Below are 25,144 nucleotides of genomic sequence, written 5' to 3' on the forward strand. Positions count from 1 at the left end.
TACACAACAATTACTGCAATGTTTACAACTTTAGTTGTACATCAGCGTGATTTTTAAGTACTTTGTCGATGATTTAACCCCACAAATCAACCATTTATGAAATTAAGAAGCATTATCGTGGACGACTCGTCCATGCAGCGGATGGCAGTTGCCAAACTGGTGAATAACCATCCGAATCTGGCTTTGGTAGCTGAGTACAGTAATGCCATTGAAGCCAAGAACGGCATCAAAAACAACGAAATAGATTTAATTTTCCTAGATGTAGAGATGCCAATTATCACAGGATTCGACCTATTGGAGTCCCTAGATAACAGTCCTCAGGTAATTTTGATCACCGGTAAACCGGATTATGCCCTCAAGGCATTTGATTACGATGTAACAGATTACCTTCACAAACCCATTACCCTTTCACGTTTTGACGCCTCCGTTAAGCGGGCCGTAGCTAAATACGAACAAATTAATAAGGTAACGGAAGACGAAGAACATATCTTTGTTAAGAGTAACTTGAAGAAAAGAAAGGTTATTTTAAACGAGATAAAATGGATAGAAGCTCTGGGCGACTACATAAAACTAGTTACAGATGAGGCCAATATCGTAATTTTGTCAACAATGAAATCTTTTGAAAAACAGTTGCCGGAAGATAAGTTTTTAAGGATACACAAATCCTATATTGTCAACTTGGAGAAAGTAGAGAAGTTTAACAGCAAAAATGTAGAAGTTAGTGGAAAACAAATACCTCTAAGTAGAAATAAGAAAACTGAATTGGCAGAGGCGCTCAATAATTTTTAATTATATGTGATCTACATTGTAGATTACCCGAACACCTCTGTAATAGGAAATAGCATTAAAGGATTTTTCAATTCTTTTAATGCTATTTTTTGTTTTTACCAAAGAGTAGTTTTCCCCAATCTTGATAATAACATTCTTAATGTATTGATTTCGGATTCTTGCCACAGGCGGATATTCTGGCCCCAATACGTTTCCACCAAAACTATTTCTCAAGGATTTGGCAAACCATTCCGATGCATCGTTTAGTTTATTGTAATCCTTGTGCTTAAACGTAATTTTGATAATTCTGTTTATTGGAGGATACTTATACTGTTCCCTTTCATAAATCTGTTCTTGGAACATTCCAAGATAATCATTGGTGGTTACCTGCTGCAATATCCTATGGTTGGGATTATAACTCTGAATAATTACCTTGCCCCTCTTCTTGGTCCTCCCTGCCCTTCCGGCTACTTGGGTAAGCAATTGAAAGCTTCTTTCATGGGCCCTAAAATCCGGAAAGTTCAACAAAGAATCTGCATTCATGATTCCAACCAGGTTCACATTCCTAAAATCGAGTCCCTTGGTCAACATTTGGGTACCCACTAGAATATCTATTTCCTGTTGCTCAAAGGAGTTGATGATCTTTTCGTAACCATGCTTGCCCCTAGTGGTATCCAAATCCATTCTCCCAACATTGGCCTTTGGAAACAATGTATTGAGCTCCTGCTCCACCTGCTCGGTCCCAAAACCTTTGGTGTCCAAGGTGGTGTTCCCACAGGCCTGGCAAGTTTCCTGAAGGGCTATATGATAACTGCAATAGTGACATCGCAATTGTTTTCTGTGCTGATGATAGGTTAAACTTACATCGCAATTAGGGCATTGCGGGGCATGCCCACAGGTTGTACATTCCATAATGGGTGCAAACCCCCGTCTATTTTGAAAGAGGATAACCTGCTCCCCGTTATCCAAGGTTTCCGCAATCTCTTCCAGTAACCGCTCCGAAAAATGTCCCTTCATCCTCTTTTTTCGGGATTGCTCCTTTATATCTACCAATTCCATGTCCGGCATAAGAACATTCCCGTATCGTCTTTCTATATGGGCATAGCCGTACTTGCCAACCTTTACATTGTAAAAGCTTTCCACACTTGGCGTGGCGGACCCCAAGAGAATATCGCTCCCGTGCAAATTACCTAAAACAATGGCGGCGTCCCTTGCGTGATATCTGGGCGCCGGGTCATATTGTTTAAAAGAACTTTCGTGCTCCTCATCCACAATAACCAATCCCAAATCCTTAAATGGCAAGAACAAAGCAGACCTGGCCCCAATTACAATCTGTGCTACCGGCTTATTTTCCAAGACATTGTTCCAGACCTCTACCCTTTCCTGCACATTGTACTTGGAATGGTACACAGCAACTTTTTCACCAAAATAAGCCTGCAATCTAGAAATCAACTGGGTAGTAAGGGCAATTTCCGGGAGTAAATAAAGCGCTTGCTTTCCTTGGCTCAAAAATTCTTCTATCAGCTTCACATAGACCTCTGTTTTCCCCGAAGAGGTAACCCCATGCAAAAGCACTACCTTATTTTCCTGAAATGAGTTTTTTATGTCCTTAAGAGCAACCTTTTGATAGTCGTTCAACGATTTTAAGGCTTCGTTTTCATCATCACCCTCGTAAACAACCCTATCTATCTGAACAAATTGTTCTTCCAAAATACCCTTATCTATCAAAGTCTTAATAATAGAACTGGAACTATTACTGGCCTTTTCCAATTCGCTCACCTTTACGGGCTTTTTTGTAACCGCCTGTAATTGAAATAATGACAATACCACTTGGCTCTGTTTAGGGGCTCTGGTAAGGCCATTCAACAAGGCTTCCAAATTCTCTTCAGACCTATAGTTTTTTCCCAGTTGAACGTATCGGACCAATTTGGGTTTATATTGTTCGTACATCTCCTCCTTGAGAAAGATGATATTCTTTTTGAGCAACCTATTTAATACGGGGATGATATTCTTTTTGTCCAGGATATCACTTATTTCCTGAACCCTAAGAATTGATTGATGCTGTAAAGCCTCCAATACCATGAATTCATCATCGAGCAAATCGTTTTCCTCTATATTCGCCCTATCGTTCCTCAGTATCAAAGTTTCACTTTCCAAGAGCAGCGCACTGGGCACGGCCGAGCGAAAAACTTCCCCTATAGAACACATATAGTATTGGGCCAACCAATGCCAGAACTTTAGCTGGATATTGGTCACAATAGGTTGATCGTCCAAAATTTGATCGATCTCCTTTGCTTCGTATACTGTGGGAGCGGTGTTGTGGATTTCGAACACCAAGGCTGTATATATTTTTGACTTTCCAAAGGGAACGGCTACCCTCATTCCAGGTTTTAATGCTTTCGCCTCTTCCCCGGTAACCTTATAGGTAAAGAGCTTTTCTATAGGAATGGGTAAAATAACATTGATAAAATCCTGCATATTCCCTAAAATTCTATCCTTCCACCCGTATCCAAGTCTGGGTGCGGTAGATGAAGGCCAAATATCCCCTCACCTTTAATTCGTCCGGATTATCGGGATTTAGCCACAATTTGCACCTAAAGGTCATGGCCTGCTCTGGATCGAACAAAGTTTTGCCCTTCCATTCCCCATTGCCAACGTGCTCCACATCCTCAATTATTTTCATACCAAGAATTGGTTGATCTTTTTTTTTCCCATCGCATTTACCACATACGGCATTCTCCTTACCTTCTTCCAAGATCTCAACAACATGACCGTACATAAGTCCGTCTTCCTCATAGATGCTAATAATGGCTTTGGGATTACCCGTCCTGTCATCTATGGTCTTCCATTTCCCAAAGATACTTTGCGCCGATGCTGACAAAGAAAAAAGCATAAAAACACCCAACATTGCCCATTTATTCCTTTCCATCATGTTTTTCATATTTTTTTCTTAGTGAATTTAATGAGGCATTCAGTTCAAACCCCAGTAGCAAGATATTGGAATTTAACCAAATAAATACCAATAATATCAATAAACCTCCCAATGCCCCGTATAATTCGTTATATCGGGCAAATTTTTCCACATATACCCCAAACAAATAGGAAGTTAGGATAAAGAGCAAGGTTGTCATTAGCGCTCCAGCAGAAAAAAATCTGGCTTGCCTTCCCTCCTTGGTTCCAAAATAGTACAAAATAGCCGTAATAAAATAGGCCAACATACCTAAAAATAAAAACTTGCCCCATTGCACCAAAATAAATTCACTTTGGTCTACCTCCAATTCCACCCCCCTGTGGGTTATATCATATAAACCTATTAGTACATAGGCCTCAAAATAAACAAATATGACCGCCCCCAACAAAAGAAGAATGGACAGCATCAACCCCACCATTAAGGCATAAACATACTGCTTAAATATACTTCGGTTGAGATTTACATGGTAAGAGTTTTCAAAACCCACAAAAATTGCATTCACCCCATTGGCCATCAAAAAAATTGAGGTTATAAATGCGATTGCAGAAGACAGGACATCCCCTCTTTCCTGCGCACTGATCTGCAGATATATCTCGCTAAAATAATCACCGGTAGCCCGTGGCAAAAATGATTCCAAAAAAATAAGGAATTCCGTGTCAAAATTCGAATTTCCCACAGAAACATAGGGAATAATGAACGGAATTAAAGTGACCAAAAAAATCAACAACGGAAATAGGGCCAAAAACAAACTAAAGGAAATGGAGCTTGCACGGGTAGACAAGGCCCCCTTTACGATGCCCAAAACATACATCTCCATAAGGTCATAAAAAGAAAGGCCCTCAAAGGCCGGCAACTTAAAACTTTTCATTAGCCCCACAACCCAATTAATTATGGGAATCTTCTCCAGTTTTCTTTCAATTTCCTGGGACATTTACACTGCTTTAAGACTGAGATCCATATTGTAAATAGAATGGGTCAATGCCCCCGAAGAGATGAAATCAACACCGCATTCCGCATATTTCCGTATGGTTTCCTCATTAATTCCGCCAGAAGATTCAGTAAGACATTTATCCCCGATCATTTTTACTGCTTTCTGGGTATCCGTAAAACTGAAGTTATCCAGCAAAATCCTATATATTCCGTTGGACTGCAAGATTACCTCCACTTCTTGGAGGTTTCTAGCTTCTACAATGATTTTTAAATCCAATTTTTTGTCGGACAAATATTGTTGTGTTTTCTGGATTGCCTTGGTGATACCTCCTGCAAAATCAATATGGTTATCCTTTAACATAACCATATCATAGAGGGCAAATCTATGGTTTTCACCTCCACCTATCTTTACCGCCCATTTTTCGAGAGCCCTTATTCCAGGGGTTGTCTTTCTGGTATCCAAAATTTTAGTGTTGGTACCTTCCAAAAGTTTTACAAAATAATTGGTCTTGGTTGCAATGGCACTCATTCTTTGCATACCATTAAGTACCAACCTCTCCGCCTTTAAAATACTTTGGGAACTTCCCGAAACATAAAACACGATATCCCCAAATTTCACGGATGCCCCATCTTTAATAAGCTCTTCCACTACCAAATTGCTATCAACATATTGGAAGACTTTTTTGGCAAATTCCACTCCGGCAATAATGCCCTTGTCCTTAACCAAAAGCATAGCTTTTCCGTTTGCAGAAGCTGGAATACAGGCCAGAGAACTATGATCCCCATCACCCACATCTTCGCGTATCGCATTCTTTATTATTAAATCGAGTTCCTTCTTAAATTGTTCTTCTGATATCATGCACTATTTTTTCTATGCTAATTTACTAAAATGTTTCTCCAATTCCGCTTCCTTTGAAATTTCCTTAAATACATAAATGTTCTAAATAAAACAAAACTCCAAGGTATTCTGAAACCTATTTTTCCCCATGGGCACGGCAATTCTCCAAATATTTATCGCCATACACCTTTAAGCTTCTTTTTGGAGTTTAAAATATGCACATTACATTTGCCCTATGACTATAAAACTATTAGTACTGGGAAAAACCGATAGCACTCAATTGAGCCAATTAATTGAGGAATATCAGAATAGGTTAAAACACTATATTAAGTTTGAATTGGAAATAATTCCCGACATAAAGAATACCAAAAATCTGTCCGAAAAACAACAAAAGGAAAAAGAGGGCGACGCCATTCTGAACAAACTTAACGCTACAGATTTACTTGTACTGCTGGATGAGAAGGGGAAACAAAAAACTTCCGTAGAATTCTCGGAATACCTCCAAAAAAACATGAACTCTGGCCTAAAGCAACTCGTATTTGTCATTGGCGGCCCTTACGGGTTTAGTGATGCGGTATACCAAAAAAGCCAAGGCAAGATCAGTTTATCAAAAATGACCTTTTCCCACCAAATGGTCCGATTGTTTATGGTGGAACAACTCTATAGGGCATTTACCATTCTAAGGAACGAACCCTACCATCATCAATAGTAATAGATTATTGCTAAAGAAGGTTCCTACCTATTTAAAAATATCCTTTCCGTTGACCCCTAAAATACGGTTCCCAGAATTTATTCATTAAAAAGCATAAAAAAACTGCCTGAAAATAAATTTCAGGCAGTTTTATGGTTTTGATTATTAATTACATTCTAATATAAAACTCTAAATTTAATAGTATTATCTATTTTTTTAAGGGCCTTTAGAACATCCTTGTTGTACTCTTTGTCCAAATCGGAAATTACATATCCTACCTCGTTATCCGTAGAAAGATACTGTCCTGAAATATTCATATCGTAACGGGCCAAAACTTCATTGATCTTGGCCATAACACCAGGGACATTCTTATGAATATGTAAAAAACGATGTGCATTATTCTGTTTGGGCAGCCTAATATTAGGAAAGTTTACAGCATCTACAGTATTCCCCGAATTAATATAGTCCATTATCTTATTGGGGACAAATTCAGCGATATCGCGTTGTGCTTCTTCCGTACTACCTCCAATATGTGGTGTTAAAATAACATTCTCCAAGCCTTGAAGCTCTGTTAGGAACTCACCGTTACTTCTAGGCTCCTCTGGAAAAACATCAATGGCCGCTCCAGCAATCTTTCCACTTTTCAAGGCATTGGCCAAAGCTTCAATGTCTACCACAAAACCTCTGGACAAATTTACGAAAAGGGCACCATCCTTCATTTGGTTAATCTCCCTTTCCCCTATAAAATTATTATTGGCCTTATTATCGTCTATGTGCAAGGTTACCACATCGGAAACATTTAACAAATCTTCCAATGTACTGCACTTGGTAGCATTACCCAAAGCCAACTGGTCTCCCACATCGTAATAGTATACACGCATTCCCAAGGCCTCGGCCAATACGGACAATTGTTTTCCAATATTACCATATCCTACAATACCGAGATTTTTACCACGTACCTCTTTGGAATTGGCGGCAGTCTTATTCCATTGACCTGCGTGAATTTCAGTACTTCGAGGAAAGATACTTCTCATTAACATGATGATCTCACCAATAGCCAGCTCCACAACAGACCTTGTATTGCTATAAGGGGCATTGAATACCACTACTCCCTTTTTCTTGCAGGCCTCCAAGTCTATTTGGGTAGTACCTATACAGAAGGCACCAACCACCATTAATTTGTCCGCCGCAGCCAACACATTTTTGGTAACTTGGGTCTTGGAACGTATCCCTAGGACATGTACTCCTTTTATTTTTTCGATCAGCTCTTCTTCCGTTAAACTATGTTTTAACAGTTCTACGGAAAACCCTTCCTCTGAAAGGGTATCAAAAGCATTTTGATGGACATTTTCCAACAATAAAATCTTAATTCTATTCTTTGGGTAGGATATCTTTCTTGGCAACTTGTTCACAAATAAAAATTCATCTAAATTAGGTGTAATATAGTCTGCGTTTCTCGCAGCCTTTTCTCTATGCACATTCTCGGTATAGGCGAAAAATTTATCCGCAATACCCGCTTCGCGCATTACATAGTCACTATAACCGTCTCCAATTACCTGTACTTCCCCTTGTAAATCCAAGTTTTTTAAACAAGCAATTTTTCCGTTGTGCGAGGCCAATACGTTAGCCTCGTCAAATCCTATTATTTTTCCGCTTTCGTCGAATCGGAATGTATTGGCATACACCCTATCCGCAGGAATATTGTATTCGGCGACTATTGGATCTATAAACTCTTTAAAGCCACAGGAGATTACATAAATATCATCGGAATAATTATGAAAAAATTCCTTGTTGGATTCTATCGACTTGGATATCTTTTGGCGAAGTAATTGTACCAAATTCTCCAAATCATCCTTGTGTGCGTTTAATAGATTAATTCTTTTTTCCAAGGACTGGGTAAAAGAGATATCCCCATCAATGCCCAAATTGGTTATTTTTTGGATTTCCCGAATAATATCGTCCTTATCGGCTCTTCCATTTAGCGTAATTTCCGCCAAAACATCCAGTGCCTCTACCCTAGTTAGGGTACTATCAAAATCAAACACATATTTTCTGCCTGCCGCAACCATTGAATCTGAATTTTAAGGCGCAAAAGTATGAATTAATTTTATCCAAGTCCCTATAATTGCTAAGAAAAGTAATCGATACTTGATTTTCCTTCACAAATATGAGAAAATGATTTTTTTACACCTTTTAAATTAGGGAATTGATAAAATTTTTTCATCGCCGATCTAATGGGATATTTTTCAGATCCTTCAAATATCACTTATTTAATGATAATTGATTTAGCACAGATAATTTCCATACATATCCTTCCATTGATCAAATGCACCTTTAGCTTACCCCAAGATAAATTAATCCGGTCATAATAGCCAATCCAAAACTCAACAGTGTGCCGATCAAAATATACTCTGTGAGTTTCCTTGAGTTACTTTCCTTAAGATCGTTGAACCTGAAAACAGATTTAGCGGTAATCAACAGACCAATCGCCTCCCATCTACCTAAAATTATAAAAATAAGCACAAACAAACGCTCTATAATTCCTATGTATTTTCCCGCGTTTGGAAGGGATTTATGGTCCAATTCTATCTTGTCCGACATACCTTCCAACAATTTGGCCATAATAATGGAGGATGGGTAACTTACAAATACTACTGCGGTAACCAATGGCCAATTCATTTCCCGAAAAAGACCCACGGTGTGCCCCACTAAATCAGAATTAAACGCACAGTAATACAACACTGCCAAATGTAATGCCTGATCTATAAAAAAGGGAATGGCTTTATTCTTAAAATAAGGGTTGGCATATATTTTTAAGAGGTCTATAAAATAATGTGATAAGCCAATGACCAAAACCCACCCCCACAATTTTAAATCCCACACCAACAACATCGTAATTACAACATGAACCAATATATGTAGGTATAGATATTTGGATGCTATCTTATTTGCCTCTTTGTGCACTACCCATTTATTGGGCTGAAACAGAAAATCCCCCAGAAGGTGGGCCAAAAAGAGCTTGGTAAACAATATCATGCCTTAATATATTTTAGATTTTCATCGTAATAGGCCAGTAAATCCAACACCAAATCCATCCTGGCCCGCTTTAATCGCTGGCTTACCGCTGATTGCCTTATCTTCAATTGGTCCGCTACCTCCTGTTGTGAAGCATTTGGTTTTGTCAGGGCTAAACTCACCATTTGTGCTGAAACGGTAGACCAATCGTCCATAAAATTCAAAGCAAGTTTCAACATAAGGTTCAACGTCTTATCCTTGTCGTCATGGCCTGTGACTATGGCCAAATTAAGCTTTTGTTCTTTTAAGGTTTCAAAAATCCTACCCGAGCGTTGATAGGCCTTGCCGTTGGACTGACTCACACTACTGCCTACAAACGTTTCGGACCCCAGTCCTATTCCCATTCTTACATCCAAATTTTTAATGGATTTAATGAGGGCCTTAATCTGAATGGCCATTTGCAAAGCTTTTTCCGGGGTTGTTCTTATTTGAAATTCATCACCCCTATAAATCTCCCAATCATTGGGCGTTTTCCCCTGACGACCAAGATATGGCTTTAGAATATCCATCCATTCCGAGGCCACATAGCGGTCGGAATTAATGATATCCCCTGTAATTATAGCTACCATATATAAGTTAAAATGCTAATATATTAAAATATAAGCTAAAATACTAATATTTTCATTTATAAGTTAAATCGATTATAAAAAATAATTAAAACCAACGCCGGACCATTACGCAGTACTTTTGATACTCCTTCCCGAACATACTGGCCAACGCTTCCTCCTCGGGCATGATCTGAAAGGTATTCATATAATAGACAAATCCGGCCGCCAATAAGGTGTTAAAAGCATTTCCCAGATACAGTCCCCAGCTCAAAAGAAGCAACAACAATGCTAAATACATAGGATTCCTTGAATATTGATATAGCCCTCCAGTAACCAATTTGGATACTTTTGAAGGGGTACGGGGATCAATACTGGTTTTGGAACTAAAAAATTGAACCAAGGAAACAACCCCAATTAAAAATGCAAGAAAAAGAAGTACATACATTAAATAATACCTCCCGAAAAAATCAAAATAACCTACAGGCAAATATGTAGCCAAAAGATACATAAACAACCCAAAAATAAAAGTGACAACAAGTGGCGGGATTTTTAACTTCATAGAATATAAAATGATAAGGAAATAAAATTACTACTTTTAGGCCTTTAAAATTAATTTGCCCCTAAGATTATCGAACCCGAACAAATAGAATATTAAAACTAGGTAAAATGCAATTGGTATTTGCAACACATAATCCCAACAAACTAAAAGAAGTACAAATCCTATTTCCCAAGGACATAGAGCTATTGTCCTTAGAGGACATTGGCTGCATAGATGAGATTCCCGAAACTGCAAACGACTTGGAAGGCAACGCTGCCCTTAAAGCCAATTTTGTTACAGAAAATTACGGTTACCCATGTTTCGCTGACGACACGGGACTTTTGGTGGATGCTTTGGATGGGGCACCTGGGGTGTATTCCGCAAGATATGCGGGAGAACAAAAAAACGCAGATGACAATATGGACAAATTATTGCTCCAATTGGACAAGAAAACCAACAGATCGGCGCATTTTAAAACCGTTATCGCCCTAAATGTCAATAAGGAACAATATCTTTTCAAAGGAATTGTGCAAGGCGAAATAACAACCCAAAAAAAAGGCGGAAAAGGATTTGGATACGACCCCATTTTTAAGCCTAACGGCTATGACAAAACTTTTGCCGAATTACCTATTTCTGTAAAAAACAAAATAAGCCACAGGGGCCAAGCAATAGAACAATTACTTGCATTTTTCAAAAACAGAACCCATGTCGACAATTAAATCCGAGCAAACATCCACAACAACCCCTAGAACATTGGAACGCACCGAGACCATTGGAGGAATACTGATTGCCGTATTTGCCGCCTTATTGGCCATAGCGGAACTTGTCAACAATAATCTGGAGGAGGAAATGATGATCTCCCACAGCCAATTCGTAAACTACTCCAATTGGTACCAATCCAAGAGTATAAAACAAAGCTTAAAGGAAAGTGAACTGGACTATTTAAATGCCTTGACGGAAACAGGAATAATACCCGAGGATAAAATTAAAAATATTAATACCAAAATAGCCCAGACCAAAGGGATGGTATTAAAATACGAGGCGGAAAAAACCGAAATATTGGTGGGGTCATCCAATGTTCCAAGAGAACATTGGGCACAAGATCTTGATGGCGAAATGGGAAAAATTATAGGCATAAACGAATGGGAAAAACTTACCCAGGATTACGAAACAGCGACCAAGAAATTCGACTTGGGAAAATTATTGTTTCAAATATGTATCGTACTAGGGGCTGTTTGTATCATAATTCGTGATAACAAAAAATTACAGAAAAACTTTATTATACTAATGTTGGCGTTTGGCGCCATTGGAATTCTAATTTCTGCATACGGCTTTATCTTGGCCCCATAAAAACCGCTTTCAAAATAAAATATTTTAATTAAAAAATTAGCAGTACCTTTGCCGCTTCAATTAACGCCGCTGGTATAGCATGTGTTGCGCTGAGTCTAAATAGGTTATAAAGAATAATCGCTCTATGCAACATACATATTTGCGATTATTTAATACATATTATGACAAAATTTGAAGCATTGGGGCTAAAGAAGTCCCTATTGGATGCTATTTCTGATTTAGGATTTGAATCGCCTTCAGAAGTACAAGAAAAAGCTATTCCAATCTTATTGGAAAGTGAAACCGATTTAGTTGCACTAGCTCAAACGGGCACCGGTAAAACCGCAGCATTTGGATTCCCGCTAATTCAAAAAATAGATAGCGCCAGCAGAACTACACAAGGTTTGATACTTTCCCCTACCAGGGAACTTTGCTTGCAGATCACCAACGAACTTACATTATATTCCAAATATGAAAAAGGGGTTAATGTTGTTGCAATCTATGGTGGTGCCAGTATTACCGATCAGGCGAGACAAATAAAAAGGGGCGCCCAAATAGTGGTAGCTACTCCAGGTAGAATGAAAGACATGATTGGTCGTGGCTTGGTAGATATATCCAAAATTGATTACTGTGTTCTTGATGAGGCCGATGAAATGCTTAATATGGGCTTTATGGAGGATATTAAAGATATTCTTTCCAACACTCCAAAAGAAAAGTCCACTTGGCTATTTTCAGCTACCATGCCCAGAGAGGTAGCGGTGATAGCTAAAAAATTCATGCACAGTCCGCAAGAAATTACGGTAGGAACAAAAAATTCAGGAGCAACTACGGTACAACACGAATACTATGTAGTAGGTGGTCGTGATCGTTACCCTGCTCTAAAAAGACTTGCCGATACCAATCCGGATATATTCTCAGTTATTTTCTGTAGAACAAAAAGGGACACCCAAAAGGTGGCTGAAAAGTTGATCGAGGACGGTTACAACGCCGGTGCACTACACGGGGATTTGAGTCAGAACCAGAGAGATTTGGTAATGAACTCTTTCCGTAAAAAACAAATACAGATGTTGGTTGCAACAGATGTAGCCGCACGTGGTATTGATGTTGATGATATTACACATGTAATCAATTATCAATTACCAGATGAAATAGAGACCTACACACACCGAAGTGGACGGACAGGAAGAGCTGGTAAATCAGGGATCTCCATGGTTATTGTTACCAGAAGTGAACTTAGGAAGATAAAGGCCATCGAAAATAAAATTCAACAGGATTTTATTTCCAAAAAAATTCCTACGGGAATGGAAATATGCGAAATACAGCTTTACCATTTGGCCAACAAGATCAAGGACACCAAAGTAAACGAGGAAGTAGACAATTACTTGCCAGCTATAAATGATGTGCTTAAAGGTATTGACCGTGAAGAACTTATCAAAAAAATAGTTTCAGTAGAATTTACCCGTTTCTTCAATTACTACAACAAAACCAAGGATCTAAATACTTCAGATTCAGGCGATCGTGCCGAAAGAGGAGGATCCAGGGATGGCGATAGCCGTATCCCAGCTGACGGTAACGTAAGATATTTTATTAATGTAGGTGAAAAGGATGGCTATGATTGGATGTCCCTAAAAGATTTCTTAAGGGACACTGTTAATTTGGGCAAGGACGATATTTTCAAAGTTGATGTAAAAGATAGTTTCTCTTTCTTCAATACGGATGCGGCCGCTACCGAAGCCATTTTAAAAACCTTCACTGAATTTAAGGTTGATGGCCGATTTGTAAATGTTGAGGTATCTAAAAATCCTGGCGGAGGCGGAGGCGGAGGCCGTGGAAGACGTGATAGAAGTAGAAGCGGCGGAGGTCGTGATTCTAGGGACAATGATCGCAACAAAGGAAGACGAAGGGACCGAAGTGCGTCTAAAGGAAGTCCCAGTAGTTCAGGAAAAAGAAGAACTAAAAGAAAAAGTGATTTCTTTTAGTTAATTGTATATTAAAAAAATACGCTTCGGCGTATTTTTTTAGTTAGTTTACCAATTATAACATCGAATATATTTAATGAAAAATTATTTCTTGCCCCTACTCCTCATAATTGTTTCTTTTGGATATTCGCAGGACAACAAAAATGAAGAAGAGGTAAAACAATTAAAAGCGGTTGTCCAAAATGCCCAAACCGACCAGCCTATGGAAAGTGTCCATGTCGTAAATCTTAACGAAGTGGTGGGCACAATTACCAATGAAAAAGGAGAATTCAATATTCCTGCTAAGGTCAATGATACCCTATTTATTACTTTTTTAGGATTTAAATCCCAGAAAGTGAGGGTTACCAATGATATGTTCAAATTTAAGGATACAAAAATTTCCCTTACAGAATTGGCATATGCCCTGGAAGAGGTAATTGTTAGGCCTTACTCCCTCACAGGCTATTTAGAAATAGATGTCAAAAACTTACCCCTTAACAACGCTTTTCAGTATAGTATTTCCGGCTTGTCCGTGGGTTACGAAGCCGGGAGCAAGAACCCAAGCGCGGTCACCAAGGTATTGGGAGCAATACTCAACCCAGCCGATTTGTTGAGAAACTTATTCGGAAAGAAACCCAACCAAATGCGCAAATTACGTCAAATGAAGGAAGACGATCAAATTAGGGATCTTTTGGCCTCAAAATTTGACAGGGAAACCTTGACCGAGTTATTACAATTGGAAAAGGTAGATATTGAGGACATCCTTAATAATTGTAATTATTCCAAATCCTTTATTACCACAGCCAATGACCTACAGATCTTGGATGCCATAAGTGGTTGCTATGAAGACTATAAGGTATTGAACCGCAAAAGGTAACTTTTGGTTACTTTTTCTTCATGACCAAAATAATTTATTTTTATCTTATAGCAAGATTTGCAATTAGACTTAGCCTGTGGTTTGGCTGAAAATAAATTTTCTAGTCCCGACATCATTTTATAGCTTTAAGCAAAATAGATGCCAATGAAAAAGGGACTTCTTCTTGCCGCGCTTTTGTTGTTTTTTTTATCCTGCAAAGAGAATAAAAATGAAAAGGTAAAAGAAGCCGGTCCCACTACGGAGCTGCCACAAAAAAGGGAATTGAAATCGCCTTTTTTCTGGAATGCAGCCAACATTTATTTTTTACTTACCGACCGTTTTAACAATGGTGACACTTTAAACGATATTAGCCTAAACAGAACCAAGGAGACTGCTGTATTGAGGGGCTTTATGGGAGGTGATATCCAAGGAATAACCCAGAAAATAAATGATGGCTATTTTACAGATTTGGGTATTAATGCCATTTGGTTTAGCCCAGTAGTTGAGCAAATCCATGACAATGTGGACGAAGGAACGGGCAATACATATGGATATCATGGATATTGGGCCAAGGATTGGACGGCTCTGGATCCCAATTTTGGAACCAAAAAAGAATTGGAAATACTCGTTAAGACAGCCCATGAAAACGGCATCAGAATCCTGATGGATATTGTGCTCAACCACACGGGGCCTGTAACGGATTTAGACCCTGTATGGCCAAAGGAATGGGTACGCACCGGACCGATATGTGAATACACAAATTATGAAACAACAACCAATTGTACCCTAGTTAGGAACTTGCCAGATATAATAACGGAATCTGATGAGGCCGTTGAACTTCCCGATGCCCTATTGGCTAAATGGAAGGAAGAAGGTAGACTAAGCAACGAACTTGACGAACTGCAAGTTTTTTTTGAACGAACCAAATATCCCAGGGCACCACGATTTTATATTATTAAATGGCTGACCGACTATGTGAATGATCTGGGAATAGACGGTTTTAGGGTAGATACGGCCAAACATACGGACGAAAAAACTTGGAAGGAATTATACAGCGAAGCTTCATATGCTTTTAATACTTGGAAAAGAAAACATCCGGAAGAAGTCTTGGACGACAATCCCTTTTTTATGGTCGGAGAGGTGTACGGTTATAAAATATCCAGTGGTCGTGAATATGATTTTGGGGACAAAAAAGTAGATTATTTTGACAATGGGTTTCATAGTCTGATCAATTTCGAATTAAGGGATGATGCCAACCAGGATTATGAAACCATATTTAGCAAATATAATGACCTATTGTTTACGGAATTGGAAGGAAAAAGTGTGGTTAATTACCTTACTTCACACGATGATATTGACTCCTTTGACAAGGAGAGAAAAAACCCTTATCATGCCGCAAATGTATTGTTACTTACCCCCGGTGCCTCCCAAATTTATTATGGGGACGAATCCGCACGCAATTTAACCATTGAAGGCGCCCAAGGAGATGCTACCCTTAGATCTTTTATGAACTGGGGGGAATTGGACAGTATTCCATTGAATCAGAAAATATTGGGCTATTGGCAGAAACTGGGGCAGTTTAGAAACGATCACCCCGCAATAGGAGCAGGAAAGCACCAGAGGCTCTCCAAAAGCCCCTACGTTTTTGGCAGAACCTATTTAAATGGGGAATTTAAGGATAAGGTCGTAGTTGGTTTAAAACTTCCCAAAGGCAAAAAATACCTATGGGTAAAAGGCTTTTTCGGTGATGGAACAAAACTACACGATGCATTTTCCGAAACCGAGGTTACAGTAGAAAATGGCAAAGTTTTCTTAGAAAATGACCTTGACATTGCATTATTGGAATTAGTCAAGAAGTAATGGTCAAGATGCCACTTACATTATCTCTTTGACCCTTAATGGCATCAATTTAACTTTTTTACAAGACTATTTCTAAATATGTTTCCTAATTTCGTGCACTTCCTTTTTAATGTTAAAGAATGTTTCCAACAGATAATAAATGAAACTAAATAGAAGACAATTTATCCTAAAATTGGTTTTGGGGTCCTTTAGTTTTGTTGTCCTTGACGCTTTCTGGCTGGAAACCAATTTTATAGAGTGGACGGAGCACGACATTTCTGAATCGGAATCCAACAAAATCAAAGCCATTCACCTAACCGACCTGCATTTGCACAGTATAAAATCGGTTCATAAATCCATTGCAGACCGAATTAACGAGGAACAACCCGATGTCATTTTTTTTACGGGAGATTCCTTGGAACGAAATAAATATCTTCCGATTTTACAGGAATTTTTAAGTCTAATTGACTTCAAAATTCCAAAAATTACCATTTTGGGCAATAAGGAATCTTCGGGAAGAATAGATTTACAAAAACTAAAGGATGTTTATGTGAATCGTAATGGGATTTTGCTTGTCAACGAACCATACCTGCTAAAAACTAAAAATAGGAAAATTAACATTGTGGGATTGGACGACTTGGTGCATGGCCATCCGGATTTTAGAAAAACCACCGAAGTTATAGACAAATCATTAGCTACTATTATACTCAATCATTGTCCGGCCTATAGGGAGCAAATAGACCTTATCAGTGTAGAGCAAGAAATTAAGCCGAAATTAATACTTTCGGGACATACCCACGGAGGGCAGATAACATTTTTCGGAAAGCCCTTTTTTACGCCATACGGTAGTGGAAATTATGTTAAAGGATGGTATAATAACCAGGTTTCAAAAATGTACGTATCAAAAGGAATAGGTACAACATATTTTCCAATTCGCTTTGGAGCCCGCGCTGAGGCAAGCATATTCTACATCTAGTTACTAATTTTGCGAATGCAACGCTATTCTGTTGCCTTCCGTATCTTTTAGCAAAGCCATAAAACCATGGTCTTCACTAATTGTTTTCTTAGCTTGTAAGATTATCCCTCCAGCATCTTCAACCCTATTCAATTCAATGGTCAAATCCCTACATGAAAAGTACAATAATGGCCCTTTGGTATCACTTGGAATATACATCTTGTGCTGCACCAAAGACCCCATAGCTCCAGATTTACCAGGTGCGAACGGAAACCAACCCATTATCAAGCCGTCCAGGTCATGGACAGAAATAGTAATATTAAATACTGCCTCATAAAACTTTTTGGCCCGTTCCATGTTGGTCACTGGAATTTCAAACCAACCAACCATATTACTTTCCATGAACGACTTATTTTTCCAATATTGATTTTAAATTTCGTAGTCCCTCCTCAAAATCCTTACCAACAGCCTTATCCATGTTCATAAACAACATCATGATAGACATTGGAAACTTGTTCTCACCCTTAAATCCCCATGTAACCTTAGTTTTTCCTTTTCCCAGTTCCTCGAGATCCAAATAACTATCGGAGGTTGACTTAAAAGGCTTCATGAAACGCAGTTCCGCTTCTACCCTTTTACCTTCAATTATTCTAGTAATTTCCTGCTCACCCTCACCCACATCCTTGTTACCGTTCCAATAACTTATAGCCCCAACCTCGCCATCAACACCTGTGAATTTCTTTTCCATATTGGGATCTTTTTTTGACCAAGGAGACCACTCCTGCTGCTTCTTTAAATATTTTACATTATCAAACACTATGGCCTTTGGTTTAGCGATTTCTATAGAGCGGGAAACATCATAACTTTTGGGCGCCAATAGCGCCAGAACAGAAATCAATATAACCACCCCTATTATTATATAAAGCAATATTGTCATGAGCTTTTATGTATTGGTTAGTCTCGTACTAAATATACTAAAAATATCATTTTGTTCCGTGGAATCTGGCCAAAACATCATTCAAACTCCTTACGGATTTTTTGCTCCAATCCAATCTTTTTTCCAGTTTCTCTTCCTCGGTCAACCTCCAATTTATGCTCTCTTTGCGCAATTGACTCGTTAATGTATGCAAGATTATTGCGGCCGAAACGGAAATGTTTAAACTTTCGGTAAACCCCACCATTGGTATTTTCAGGAAAGAATCTGCCTTTTCCAATACCTCCTCGCTCAGCCCGTCCCGCTCCGTTCCAAAAAATAGCGCTGTCTTACCCTCTAACTTAAAATCAGTTAGGGAACAATTATTTCTATGAGGGGTTGTGGCCACAATTTTATACCCTTGTTCCCTCAGAGTGTCTATACAATCCGTCGTGGTATTGTATCTTTTTATATCTACCCATTGCTGGGCTCCCATGGCAATATCCTTGTCCAGTCTCTTGCCAAACTTACTTTCTATGAGGTGGGCCTGCTGCACTCCAAAGACATCGCAGCTTCTTACCACAGCGCTAGTGTTGTGCATTTGGTAAACATCCTCTATAGCCACCGTTATATAGTTTGTCCGATCTTCCAAAATATCCAAAAAACGGGCTTTCCTCTCCGGGGTTATAAAATCTTCCAAATAATCAAGCAACTTCAGATCGACCATAATCCTAAGGTATTAAAAAAGAAAACGTTTAATTTTACAAATATTACTATATTCTAGCACAATGAAAAAAATAGTAGTCTTAACCGGTGCAGGAGTCAGTGCAGAAAGTGGAATTAACACTTTTAGGGATGCGGATGGATTGTGGGAAGGTCATGATGTCACAGAAGTTGCTACTCCTCAAGGTTTTCAGAAGAATCCCAATTTGGTTCTCAATTTTTACAACGAGAGAAGAAGACAATTGTTCAAGGTCTCCCCCAATTTGGCCCATAAAGCTTTGGTGCGCTTGGAGGACCATTTTGATGTTAGCATCATTACCCAAAATGTGGATGACCTGCACGAAAGGGCAGGCAGCTCCCAGGTGATTCATTTGCACGGGGAGTTATTAAAGGCTAGGTGCAGTCATAATCCCAACAAAATAATTGACTGGAAAACCGACATTAAAATAGGCGACCTTTCTGAAGATGGAAAACAATTGCGCCCCCATATTGTGTGGTTTGGTGAGGAAGTGCCATTATTGGGAAAAGCAGCCAATATTACACAAACCGCCCAAATTTTGATTGTAATCGGCACCTCGATGCAGGTTTATCCAGCGGCCAGTCTAATACACTATGCACCCAGGGATACGCCGATTTATTTTATAGACCCCAGGCCTAATATAAGTAAAACCGATTTTAACGGACTCACCATAATACAGGCCAGTGCCGTAAACGGGGTACCCCAATTGGTTTCGGATTTAATTGGAAGGGAGTCCTAAATTTGGCCGTCCAGAGGTATACAAGCCTAAAATACTTTGCCTATTAGCCGAATGTTTAAAGTTCTTTTTATATTTATTTCATAAAATACCATCAGCTGTATAAAACAAAACTCAGATTACAGTCCAATAAAAAAATTAATTTTCAGGTGTATTTGTGACCTACCTAGAACTCTATAACGCCCTTAACTACGTTGATCATTCCAGGACCAAAAGAAGGGAAATGTCCAACCTTATCTTAAACGCTCCTACCCATATTGCACCCCTCATGGAAATTGCTTTTCAAGTAGATGACCCTGTTTCCTGTAAAGCATGTTGGGTTTTGGAATTTACTGCCAAAGAACATCTCGGCTACCTGTTTCCGAGTATTGACACTTATGTCCATAATATTGGTTCGGTGCATTTGGATCCAGCGGTAAGATCCATTGCAAAAATATGTGAGATCTTAATGAAGTCCTATTTTCAATCGAAGGACCAAGAGACCCGTGATACACTGAGCGAAAAACACTTGGAAAGTATCACCACCGCTTGTTTCGATTGGCTTATAGGTGACCATAAAGTGGCGGCCCAGGCATATTCTATGACCAGCCTTTTGTTATTGGGTAGAAAGTTCGACTGGATTCATCCGGAATTGCGAATGATATTGGAACAAAACTATCAAAATGGCAGTGCGGCTTATAAGGCCAGGGCAAGGATGACCTTGGCCAAACTAAGGTAGGCAACAGCTTTTGCACAAATAAGAGAACAATCTTCCGCTTCACTTTTAAACTCTTTAACTTATAGCTATCTTTGCGCTTTTCCAAAATCAATCAAATAGCATAAGATGTCATTAAACAAATTAAACGCCATATCCCCTATTGATGGCAGATACAGAAATAAAATAGATTCCCTTGCCTCCTATTTTTCTGAAGAGGCCCTTATAAAATATAGGGTGCGCGTAGAAATTGAATATTTTATTGCACTTTGCGAAATTCCACTACCTCAGCTTTCTAATTTTGACAATTCAAAATTCAATGATTTGAGAAAAATCTACATTGATTTTGACTCAGAGGACGCCATGGCCATTAAGGAAATAGAAAAAGTAACCAACCATGATGTAAAGGCCGTTGAATATTTTATAAAAAAGGAGTTCGACAAATTAGGTTTAGAGTCCCATAAGGAATTTATCCATTTTGGACTTACCTCACAGGATATAAACAACACTGCTATTCCCTTATCCATTAAAGAGGCCATGAACGAGGTTTACGTTCCACAATATTTGGAGGTGTTGAACAAATTAACGGCTTTGGTGAAGGAATGGGAAGCTGTGCCTATGTTGGCAAGAACACACGGCCAACCCGCATCCCCAACCCGTTTAGGAAAAGAGATCGAGGTATTTGCTGTTCGTTTGGAAGAACAGTTCAATTTGCTTAACGACATACCAAGTGCAGCCAAATTTGGTGGCGCAACAGGAAACTACAACGCCCATAAAGTAGCCTACCCTCAAATTGATTGGAAAGAATTTGGGCAAAAATTTGTTCAGGAGAAGCTTGGTCTACACCATTCCTTCCCAACTACGCAGATAGAGCATTATGACCATATGGCCGCCTTGTTCGACTGCCTCAAGAGAATCAATACTATTATAATAGATTTGGATAGGGATTTTTGGACCTATGTTTCCATGGACTATTTTAAACAGAAAATAAAAGCTGGCGAGGTGGGATCTTCCGCCATGCCCCATAAGGTAAACCCTATCGACTTTGAAAACTCGGAAGGGAATTTGGGGATAGCCAATGCCATTTTTGAACATTTATCGGCGAAACTTCCTATTTCCAGGTTACAAAGGGATTTAACGGATAGCACAGTGCTTAGAAATGTTGGCGTGCCTTTTGGCCATACGCTTATCGCCTTCCAATCCACATTAAAGGGGTTGAATAAACTATTGTTGAATAAGGAGAAGTTTGAACAGGACCTAGAAAATAATTGGGCCGTAGTAGCCGAAGCTATTCAGACCATTTTAAGGCGTGAAGCTTATCCCAATCCTTATGAAGCATTGAAGGGATTAACACGGACCAATGAGAAGATTACACAGCTGTCCATATCCAATTTTATCGATACCTTGGAAACAACGGAAGAAATAAAATCCGAATTGAAACAAATTACTCCAAGTAATTATACGGGTATTTAATCCCAAGCTAGAGAAGCCCCTTAGGTATAACCTTCACAATATAAACAAAAAGCCATCCAGAGAGCCATAGCGATACTCTGGATGACTTTTTTATAGTGACCACAAAGGAACAAAGCTTACCCCTTCTTTTGTATCTCCACCTGATGTGGATATGGTATCTCTATCCCCGCCTTATCAAGTGCCAACTTGCAATTTTCCAATGTCTCAAAATATACCGACCAATAGTCTGACGGAACACAAAAGGGACGTACGGCGAAATTCACGGAGCTATCCGCCAACTCCGAGACGTTAACGGATGGTGCAGGGTCTTTCAACACCTTTGGATTGGACAACAATACCTCCAACAATACTTCCTTGGCCTTCTTAATATCCTCATCATATCCGATTCCAATGGTAGTGTCCACCCTCATCTTACCTTCAGCGGTATAATTAATAATGTTGCCATTGGCCATGGCGCCATTGGGCACAATGGCCAGCTTATTTTGTGGGGTTATAAGTTTTGTTGTGAAAATTTCAATTTCCTTTACGCTACCCAATACTCCCTGTGCCTCTATTAAGTCTCCAATTTTGTAAGGCTTAAAAATCATAATCAAAACCCCGCCTGCGAAGTTGGACAATGAGCCCTGAAGTGCTAAGCCAACGGCCAAGCCAGCGGCTGCGATTACAGCGGCGAAGGTGGTGATATTTATCCCTAACTGCCCAATGACAACTAGGATCAAAAATATTTTAAGGACCCATGATACCATACTGAGTAAAAAACGTTGTAAGGATGCATCGTATTTACTACTGTACATAACCTTTCTTGTACCACCAATAATTCTTTTAATAACCCATAATCCAATTACAAAAATCAGGAAAGCCGTTAGTACCTTAGGTCCAAACTCCTTTGCCAATTCTATTCCGTAATTAAGCCATTCTTCTGCTTTTTCCATGATGTAATATAGTTAGTGTTTTTAGATGTACTAATATAGAAATTGAATCCGTAATAGCTTGATAATCTTAGTTATAAATATTTATGAAATGCCATTAACCCTATTTTAGGGTTGCCCACCCAAATATAACATACCACAAAAAAAGCCCTGAATTGCCGATTGACAAAACAGAGCTTATTAACTTTATTTTCAATATGTTAATACATCGTCTTTTATTTACCCCTTCAAAAAATTACCGATTTCACCTAAGCCTTCTCCCTTATAATCGGATTTTTCAACCGCCTTCATAAACTGGACCAATTTGGCAGGGCTCATATTTTTGCCCAATACCCGTACCAGTATAAAACCCTTATCATCACTATCACCATAGATGATTACCTCGTCAATGGCATCATCATCACCCAAATATCTTACGGAAGCTTTCCCATATTTGGTGTTCATTTTCATCAGCTCTGTGAATTTGCCATTTTTTAAGATGGCAGTTATATTCGCTTTTTCATTCTGAAACTCCATTAGGTTGTCCTCGGTTATTTTAAACGCCAGGATATTTAATTTTTTTAATGACCCAAGTGCTTCCCTTTGGTCTTCGGTTAAATCGGCCTTCTCCATGTTCAACAGGCTTACAGGCAGATCGACAGATAAAAAATTAGGATTATCCGCATTGTCTACAAAATATTCCTGTAGACTTTGTGTTGACGAACATGCAGACATTACAAAGATCAACAATATTGCCCACACCAATTTCTCGACTCTTGTTTTCATTTCCTATATTATAAAGTTTTGATCAAGTAGGGTAATGGCCTTTTTAGTTGACCACTACCCTAGCCTGTTATTACTTGTTCTTACCCGCCTTATTTAACTCGGACGGCAAATTCATCTTTTGAGTCAACGATCCAATCTTGTTTAGATCAATATCTCCGGTGAGCGATAACAATACCGTTTCAAATTTCCTATCATTGATTTCCACGTTCCCATTTTTAATACCGGTAACAAACATGAGCAATTCGCTTACATGGTCTTCATCCTTCCCGCTTTTGATGTAAAACTTTACATTGGCATCCTTATCCTTGACCCGCATAAGTTCCTGTAATGATGAAGATTTCAAATACTTCTCCATAGTAATCTGCATGTCTGTAGAAATCTTTTTATCCTCAGTAATAAAAACCTTTAAATTTTTCAAGTTTTGGGCTATGTCCATAAAATCCTGAGCCTCCTTGTCATCGACCTCAACATTTATCTTGCTCAACAATTTAAACATACTTTCATTGACCACAACGGCGCTCACATTGTCCAAATCTTCAAATTTATCGAACATAGATTGTGAAAACCCCATTAAAGGCAACACGGCCACTAATACTATTATGATATTCTTCTTCATCTTTTTTAATTTAATTTTTGTTGTAAATTTTTTGTTTTGTTTCTTCAAACTCCCGTAAATAAGCTACTTTCTCGGTTCCCTTACCAAGATTGGTCGCCAGAAGACTCAATGCCTTTTTGGTTTCCTGATAGGCATATTCTGCTTCTTTCTGTTCTTGATAACTTCTTCCAAAATATATACCAAATATCAAAATGCTCACTGCCGCAATGGAAATCCACTTTATATAACTTTTTTTCCTAGGTTTTAGTGGAACCTGTCTGGTAAACTTTTCTTCTCTGGCTATGGAAAAATACTGAAACATTGGGGCATATTCTTTTAAGTGCAAAGGAAGATCTTCCTTGGCAAAATATTCCCTCAACATTTCTTCTTCGGCAACCGTAGCAGTTGCTTCAAAATACCTTTCCAATAATTTTTCTATATTACTTAATTCCATAATTGTGCTTTTGAACTAATTTTTCCCTCACTGTTTTTCGCGCTCTGGATAAAGCTACCCTAACTGCCGTAGCACTCATATCCAATAGTTCTGCTATTTCCTCAAATTCATACTGCTCCACATCCCTTAACTGTAAGACCATTTTTTGCTGTTCCGGCAATTCCTGCATAATTCTTTCTATCCAACTTAAACTATCACTGACCTCCACCTGATTTTGCAGGGAAACATTGTCATCCCTGTAATTGCTGTGTACCAATTTTAAGTTTCCAGCCTGTTTGGACTTAAGTCGGTCCAAGCAAAAATTCTTGGTCATCATCATGGCATAAGCTTCTACATTATTGTAGTTTTCCATCATATTATTCTTGGACCATAGCTTCATTAAGATTTCCTGTGTGGCATCCTCGGCTTCTTCTTTAGAGACCAACAAACGTTTTGCCAGTCTGTACAGTTTATCCTTAAATGGCAATACCACATTTAAAAACTCCGTTTGTTGCATTTTGGTTTAGTTGTTTATAATCCTAAATAACAGGCTTACAATAGGAAGACG

Annotated in this window: 27 protein-coding genes; 11 read left to right on the plus strand and 16 right to left on the minus strand. The window is 38.8% G+C overall.

What is annotated here, in order from left to right:
• Positions 1-96: 96 nt before the first annotated feature.
• A complete protein-coding gene (locus U735_RS0114790) occupies positions 97-789 on the plus strand; it encodes a LytR/AlgR family response regulator transcription factor (protein WP_031444569.1) in 693 nt (230 codons plus the stop codon).
• On the opposite strand, the gene priA is transcribed toward U735_RS0114790, so the two are convergent.
• Genes priA through nadC form a run of 4 tightly spaced genes read right to left on the minus strand, consistent with a single transcriptional unit; the run spans position 790 to position 5,528 of the window.
• Complete coding sequence (gene priA / locus U735_RS0114795; RefSeq protein WP_031444570.1) at positions 790-3,246, minus strand: replication restart helicase PriA; 2,457 nt, start codon at positions 3,244-3,246, stop codon at positions 790-792.
• Positions 3,247-3,259: 13 nt separating this feature from the next.
• Positions 3,260-3,700 (minus strand): DUF2147 domain-containing protein, encoded by a 441-nt coding sequence (locus U735_RS0114800; RefSeq protein WP_083260713.1) that lies wholly within the window; start codon positions 3,698-3,700, stop codon positions 3,260-3,262.
• Positions 3,684-4,670, minus strand: coding sequence for a YihY/virulence factor BrkB family protein (locus U735_RS0114805; RefSeq protein ID WP_031444572.1), 987 nt, complete (start codon positions 4,668-4,670; stop codon positions 3,684-3,686). The genes U735_RS0114800 and U735_RS0114805 overlap by 17 nt, the downstream gene beginning before the upstream one ends.
• Positions 4,671-5,528 (minus strand): carboxylating nicotinate-nucleotide diphosphorylase, encoded by an 858-nt coding sequence (gene nadC / locus U735_RS0114810; protein WP_031444573.1) that lies wholly within the window; start codon positions 5,526-5,528, stop codon positions 4,671-4,673.
• A gap of 214 nt (positions 5,529-5,742) precedes the next feature.
• On the opposite strand from nadC, the gene rlmH reads away from it, so the two are divergent.
• Positions 5,743-6,216 carry a 23S rRNA (pseudouridine(1915)-N(3))-methyltransferase RlmH gene (rlmH, locus tag U735_RS0114815; RefSeq protein WP_031444574.1) on the plus strand — a complete coding sequence of 158 codons (474 nt, stop codon included), beginning with the start codon at positions 5,743-5,745 and terminating at the stop codon, positions 6,214-6,216.
• Positions 6,217-6,374: 158 nt separating this feature from the next.
• On the opposite strand, the gene serA is transcribed toward rlmH, so the two are convergent.
• From serA to U735_RS0114835, 4 genes are all read right to left on the minus strand, one after another.
• Positions 6,375-8,267, minus strand: coding sequence for a phosphoglycerate dehydrogenase (serA, locus tag U735_RS0114820; RefSeq protein WP_031444575.1), 1,893 nt, complete (start codon positions 8,265-8,267; stop codon positions 6,375-6,377).
• 265 nt (positions 8,268-8,532) lie between these two features.
• Positions 8,533-9,234 carry a DUF3307 domain-containing protein gene (locus U735_RS0114825; protein ID WP_031444576.1) on the minus strand — a complete coding sequence of 234 codons (702 nt, stop codon included), beginning with the start codon at positions 9,232-9,234 and terminating at the stop codon, positions 8,533-8,535.
• Positions 9,231-9,842 carry a SatD family protein gene (locus U735_RS0114830; RefSeq protein WP_031444577.1) on the minus strand — a complete coding sequence of 204 codons (612 nt, stop codon included), beginning with the start codon at positions 9,840-9,842 and terminating at the stop codon, positions 9,231-9,233. Before U735_RS0114830 ends, U735_RS0114825 begins: the two co-directional genes overlap by 4 nt.
• Before the next feature lie 85 nt (positions 9,843-9,927).
• On the minus strand, positions 9,928-10,380 hold the full coding sequence (locus U735_RS0114835; RefSeq protein ID WP_031444578.1) for a methyltransferase family protein: 453 nt from the start codon (positions 10,378-10,380) through the stop codon (positions 9,928-9,930).
• A 107-nt stretch (positions 10,381-10,487) separates the two neighbouring features.
• Here U735_RS0114835 and U735_RS0114840 point away from each other — a divergent pair, with 107 nt between their 5' ends.
• From U735_RS0114840 to U735_RS0114865, 6 genes are all read left to right on the plus strand, one after another.
• Entirely contained in the window at positions 10,488-11,078 is a 591-nt protein-coding gene (locus U735_RS0114840; RefSeq protein ID WP_031444579.1) for a non-canonical purine NTP diphosphatase, read from the plus strand.
• Entirely contained in the window at positions 11,065-11,709 is a 645-nt protein-coding gene (locus U735_RS0114845) for a DUF4337 domain-containing protein (RefSeq protein WP_031444580.1), read from the plus strand. Before U735_RS0114840 ends, U735_RS0114845 begins: the two co-directional genes overlap by 14 nt.
• Before the next feature lie 161 nt (positions 11,710-11,870).
• The gene (locus tag U735_RS0114850) at positions 11,871-13,667 is read left to right on the plus strand and encodes a DEAD/DEAH box helicase (protein ID WP_031444581.1); all 1,797 of its coding nucleotides are present in this window, start codon (positions 11,871-11,873) and stop codon (positions 13,665-13,667) included.
• Between the two features lie 76 nt (positions 13,668-13,743).
• The gene (locus U735_RS0114855) at positions 13,744-14,523 is read left to right on the plus strand and encodes a carboxypeptidase-like regulatory domain-containing protein (protein WP_031444582.1); all 780 of its coding nucleotides are present in this window, start codon (positions 13,744-13,746) and stop codon (positions 14,521-14,523) included.
• A gap of 144 nt (positions 14,524-14,667) precedes the next feature.
• On the plus strand, positions 14,668-16,362 hold the full coding sequence (locus tag U735_RS0114860; RefSeq protein WP_031444583.1) for an alpha-amylase family glycosyl hydrolase: 1,695 nt from the start codon (positions 14,668-14,670) through the stop codon (positions 16,360-16,362).
• Between the two features lie 139 nt (positions 16,363-16,501).
• The gene (locus U735_RS0114865; protein WP_031444584.1) at positions 16,502-17,317 is read left to right on the plus strand and encodes a metallophosphoesterase; all 816 of its coding nucleotides are present in this window, start codon (positions 16,502-16,504) and stop codon (positions 17,315-17,317) included.
• A gap of 3 nt (positions 17,318-17,320) precedes the next feature.
• Here U735_RS0114865 and U735_RS0114870 read toward each other — a convergent pair whose 3' ends face one another.
• From U735_RS0114870 to U735_RS0114880, 3 genes are read right to left on the minus strand one after another with little or no spacing between them, the layout of a single operon-like run.
• Positions 17,321-17,698, minus strand: a complete 378-nt coding sequence (locus tag U735_RS0114870; protein ID WP_031444585.1) for a VOC family protein — start codon at positions 17,696-17,698, stop codon at positions 17,321-17,323.
• 7 nt (positions 17,699-17,705) lie between these two features.
• Entirely contained in the window at positions 17,706-18,233 is a 528-nt protein-coding gene (locus U735_RS0114875) for an SRPBCC family protein (RefSeq protein WP_031444586.1), read from the minus strand.
• A gap of 46 nt (positions 18,234-18,279) precedes the next feature.
• Positions 18,280-18,936: a TrmH family RNA methyltransferase gene (locus tag U735_RS0114880; RefSeq protein ID WP_031444587.1), complete on the minus strand. Its 657-nt coding sequence runs from the start codon at positions 18,934-18,936 to the stop codon at positions 18,280-18,282.
• Between the two features lie 61 nt (positions 18,937-18,997).
• On the opposite strand from U735_RS0114880, the gene U735_RS0114885 reads away from it, so the two are divergent.
• From U735_RS0114885 to purB, 3 genes are all read left to right on the plus strand, one after another.
• Complete coding sequence (locus U735_RS0114885) at positions 18,998-19,690, plus strand: SIR2 family NAD-dependent protein deacylase (protein WP_031444588.1); 693 nt, start codon at positions 18,998-19,000, stop codon at positions 19,688-19,690.
• Positions 19,691-19,844: 154 nt separating this feature from the next.
• Entirely contained in the window at positions 19,845-20,405 is a 561-nt protein-coding gene (locus U735_RS0114890) for a hypothetical protein (protein ID WP_031444589.1), read from the plus strand.
• Between the two features lie 105 nt (positions 20,406-20,510).
• The gene (purB, locus tag U735_RS0114895; RefSeq protein WP_031444590.1) at positions 20,511-21,854 is read left to right on the plus strand and encodes an adenylosuccinate lyase; all 1,344 of its coding nucleotides are present in this window, start codon (positions 20,511-20,513) and stop codon (positions 21,852-21,854) included.
• A 116-nt stretch (positions 21,855-21,970) separates the two neighbouring features.
• Here purB and U735_RS0114900 read toward each other — a convergent pair whose 3' ends face one another.
• The 5 genes from U735_RS0114900 to U735_RS0114920 form a co-directional block, all read right to left on the minus strand.
• On the minus strand, positions 21,971-22,786 hold the full coding sequence (locus U735_RS0114900) for a mechanosensitive ion channel family protein (RefSeq protein ID WP_031444591.1): 816 nt from the start codon (positions 22,784-22,786) through the stop codon (positions 21,971-21,973).
• A 216-nt stretch (positions 22,787-23,002) separates the two neighbouring features.
• On the minus strand, positions 23,003-23,548 hold the full coding sequence (locus U735_RS0114905; protein WP_031444592.1) for a DUF4252 domain-containing protein: 546 nt from the start codon (positions 23,546-23,548) through the stop codon (positions 23,003-23,005).
• A 70-nt stretch (positions 23,549-23,618) separates the two neighbouring features.
• Complete coding sequence (locus U735_RS0114910; RefSeq protein WP_031444593.1) at positions 23,619-24,164, minus strand: DUF4252 domain-containing protein; 546 nt, start codon at positions 24,162-24,164, stop codon at positions 23,619-23,621.
• 10 nt (positions 24,165-24,174) lie between these two features.
• Positions 24,175-24,597 carry a hypothetical protein gene (locus U735_RS0114915; RefSeq protein ID WP_031444594.1) on the minus strand — a complete coding sequence of 141 codons (423 nt, stop codon included), beginning with the start codon at positions 24,595-24,597 and terminating at the stop codon, positions 24,175-24,177.
• On the minus strand, positions 24,584-25,093 hold the full coding sequence (locus U735_RS0114920; protein WP_031444595.1) for an RNA polymerase sigma factor: 510 nt from the start codon (positions 25,091-25,093) through the stop codon (positions 24,584-24,586). The genes U735_RS0114915 and U735_RS0114920 overlap by 14 nt, the downstream gene beginning before the upstream one ends.
• Positions 25,094-25,144 lie beyond the last annotated feature (51 nt).

The organism is Arenibacter algicola, assembly GCF_000733925.1.
Classification (GTDB): Bacteria; Bacteroidota; Bacteroidia; order Flavobacteriales; family Flavobacteriaceae; genus Arenibacter; species Arenibacter algicola.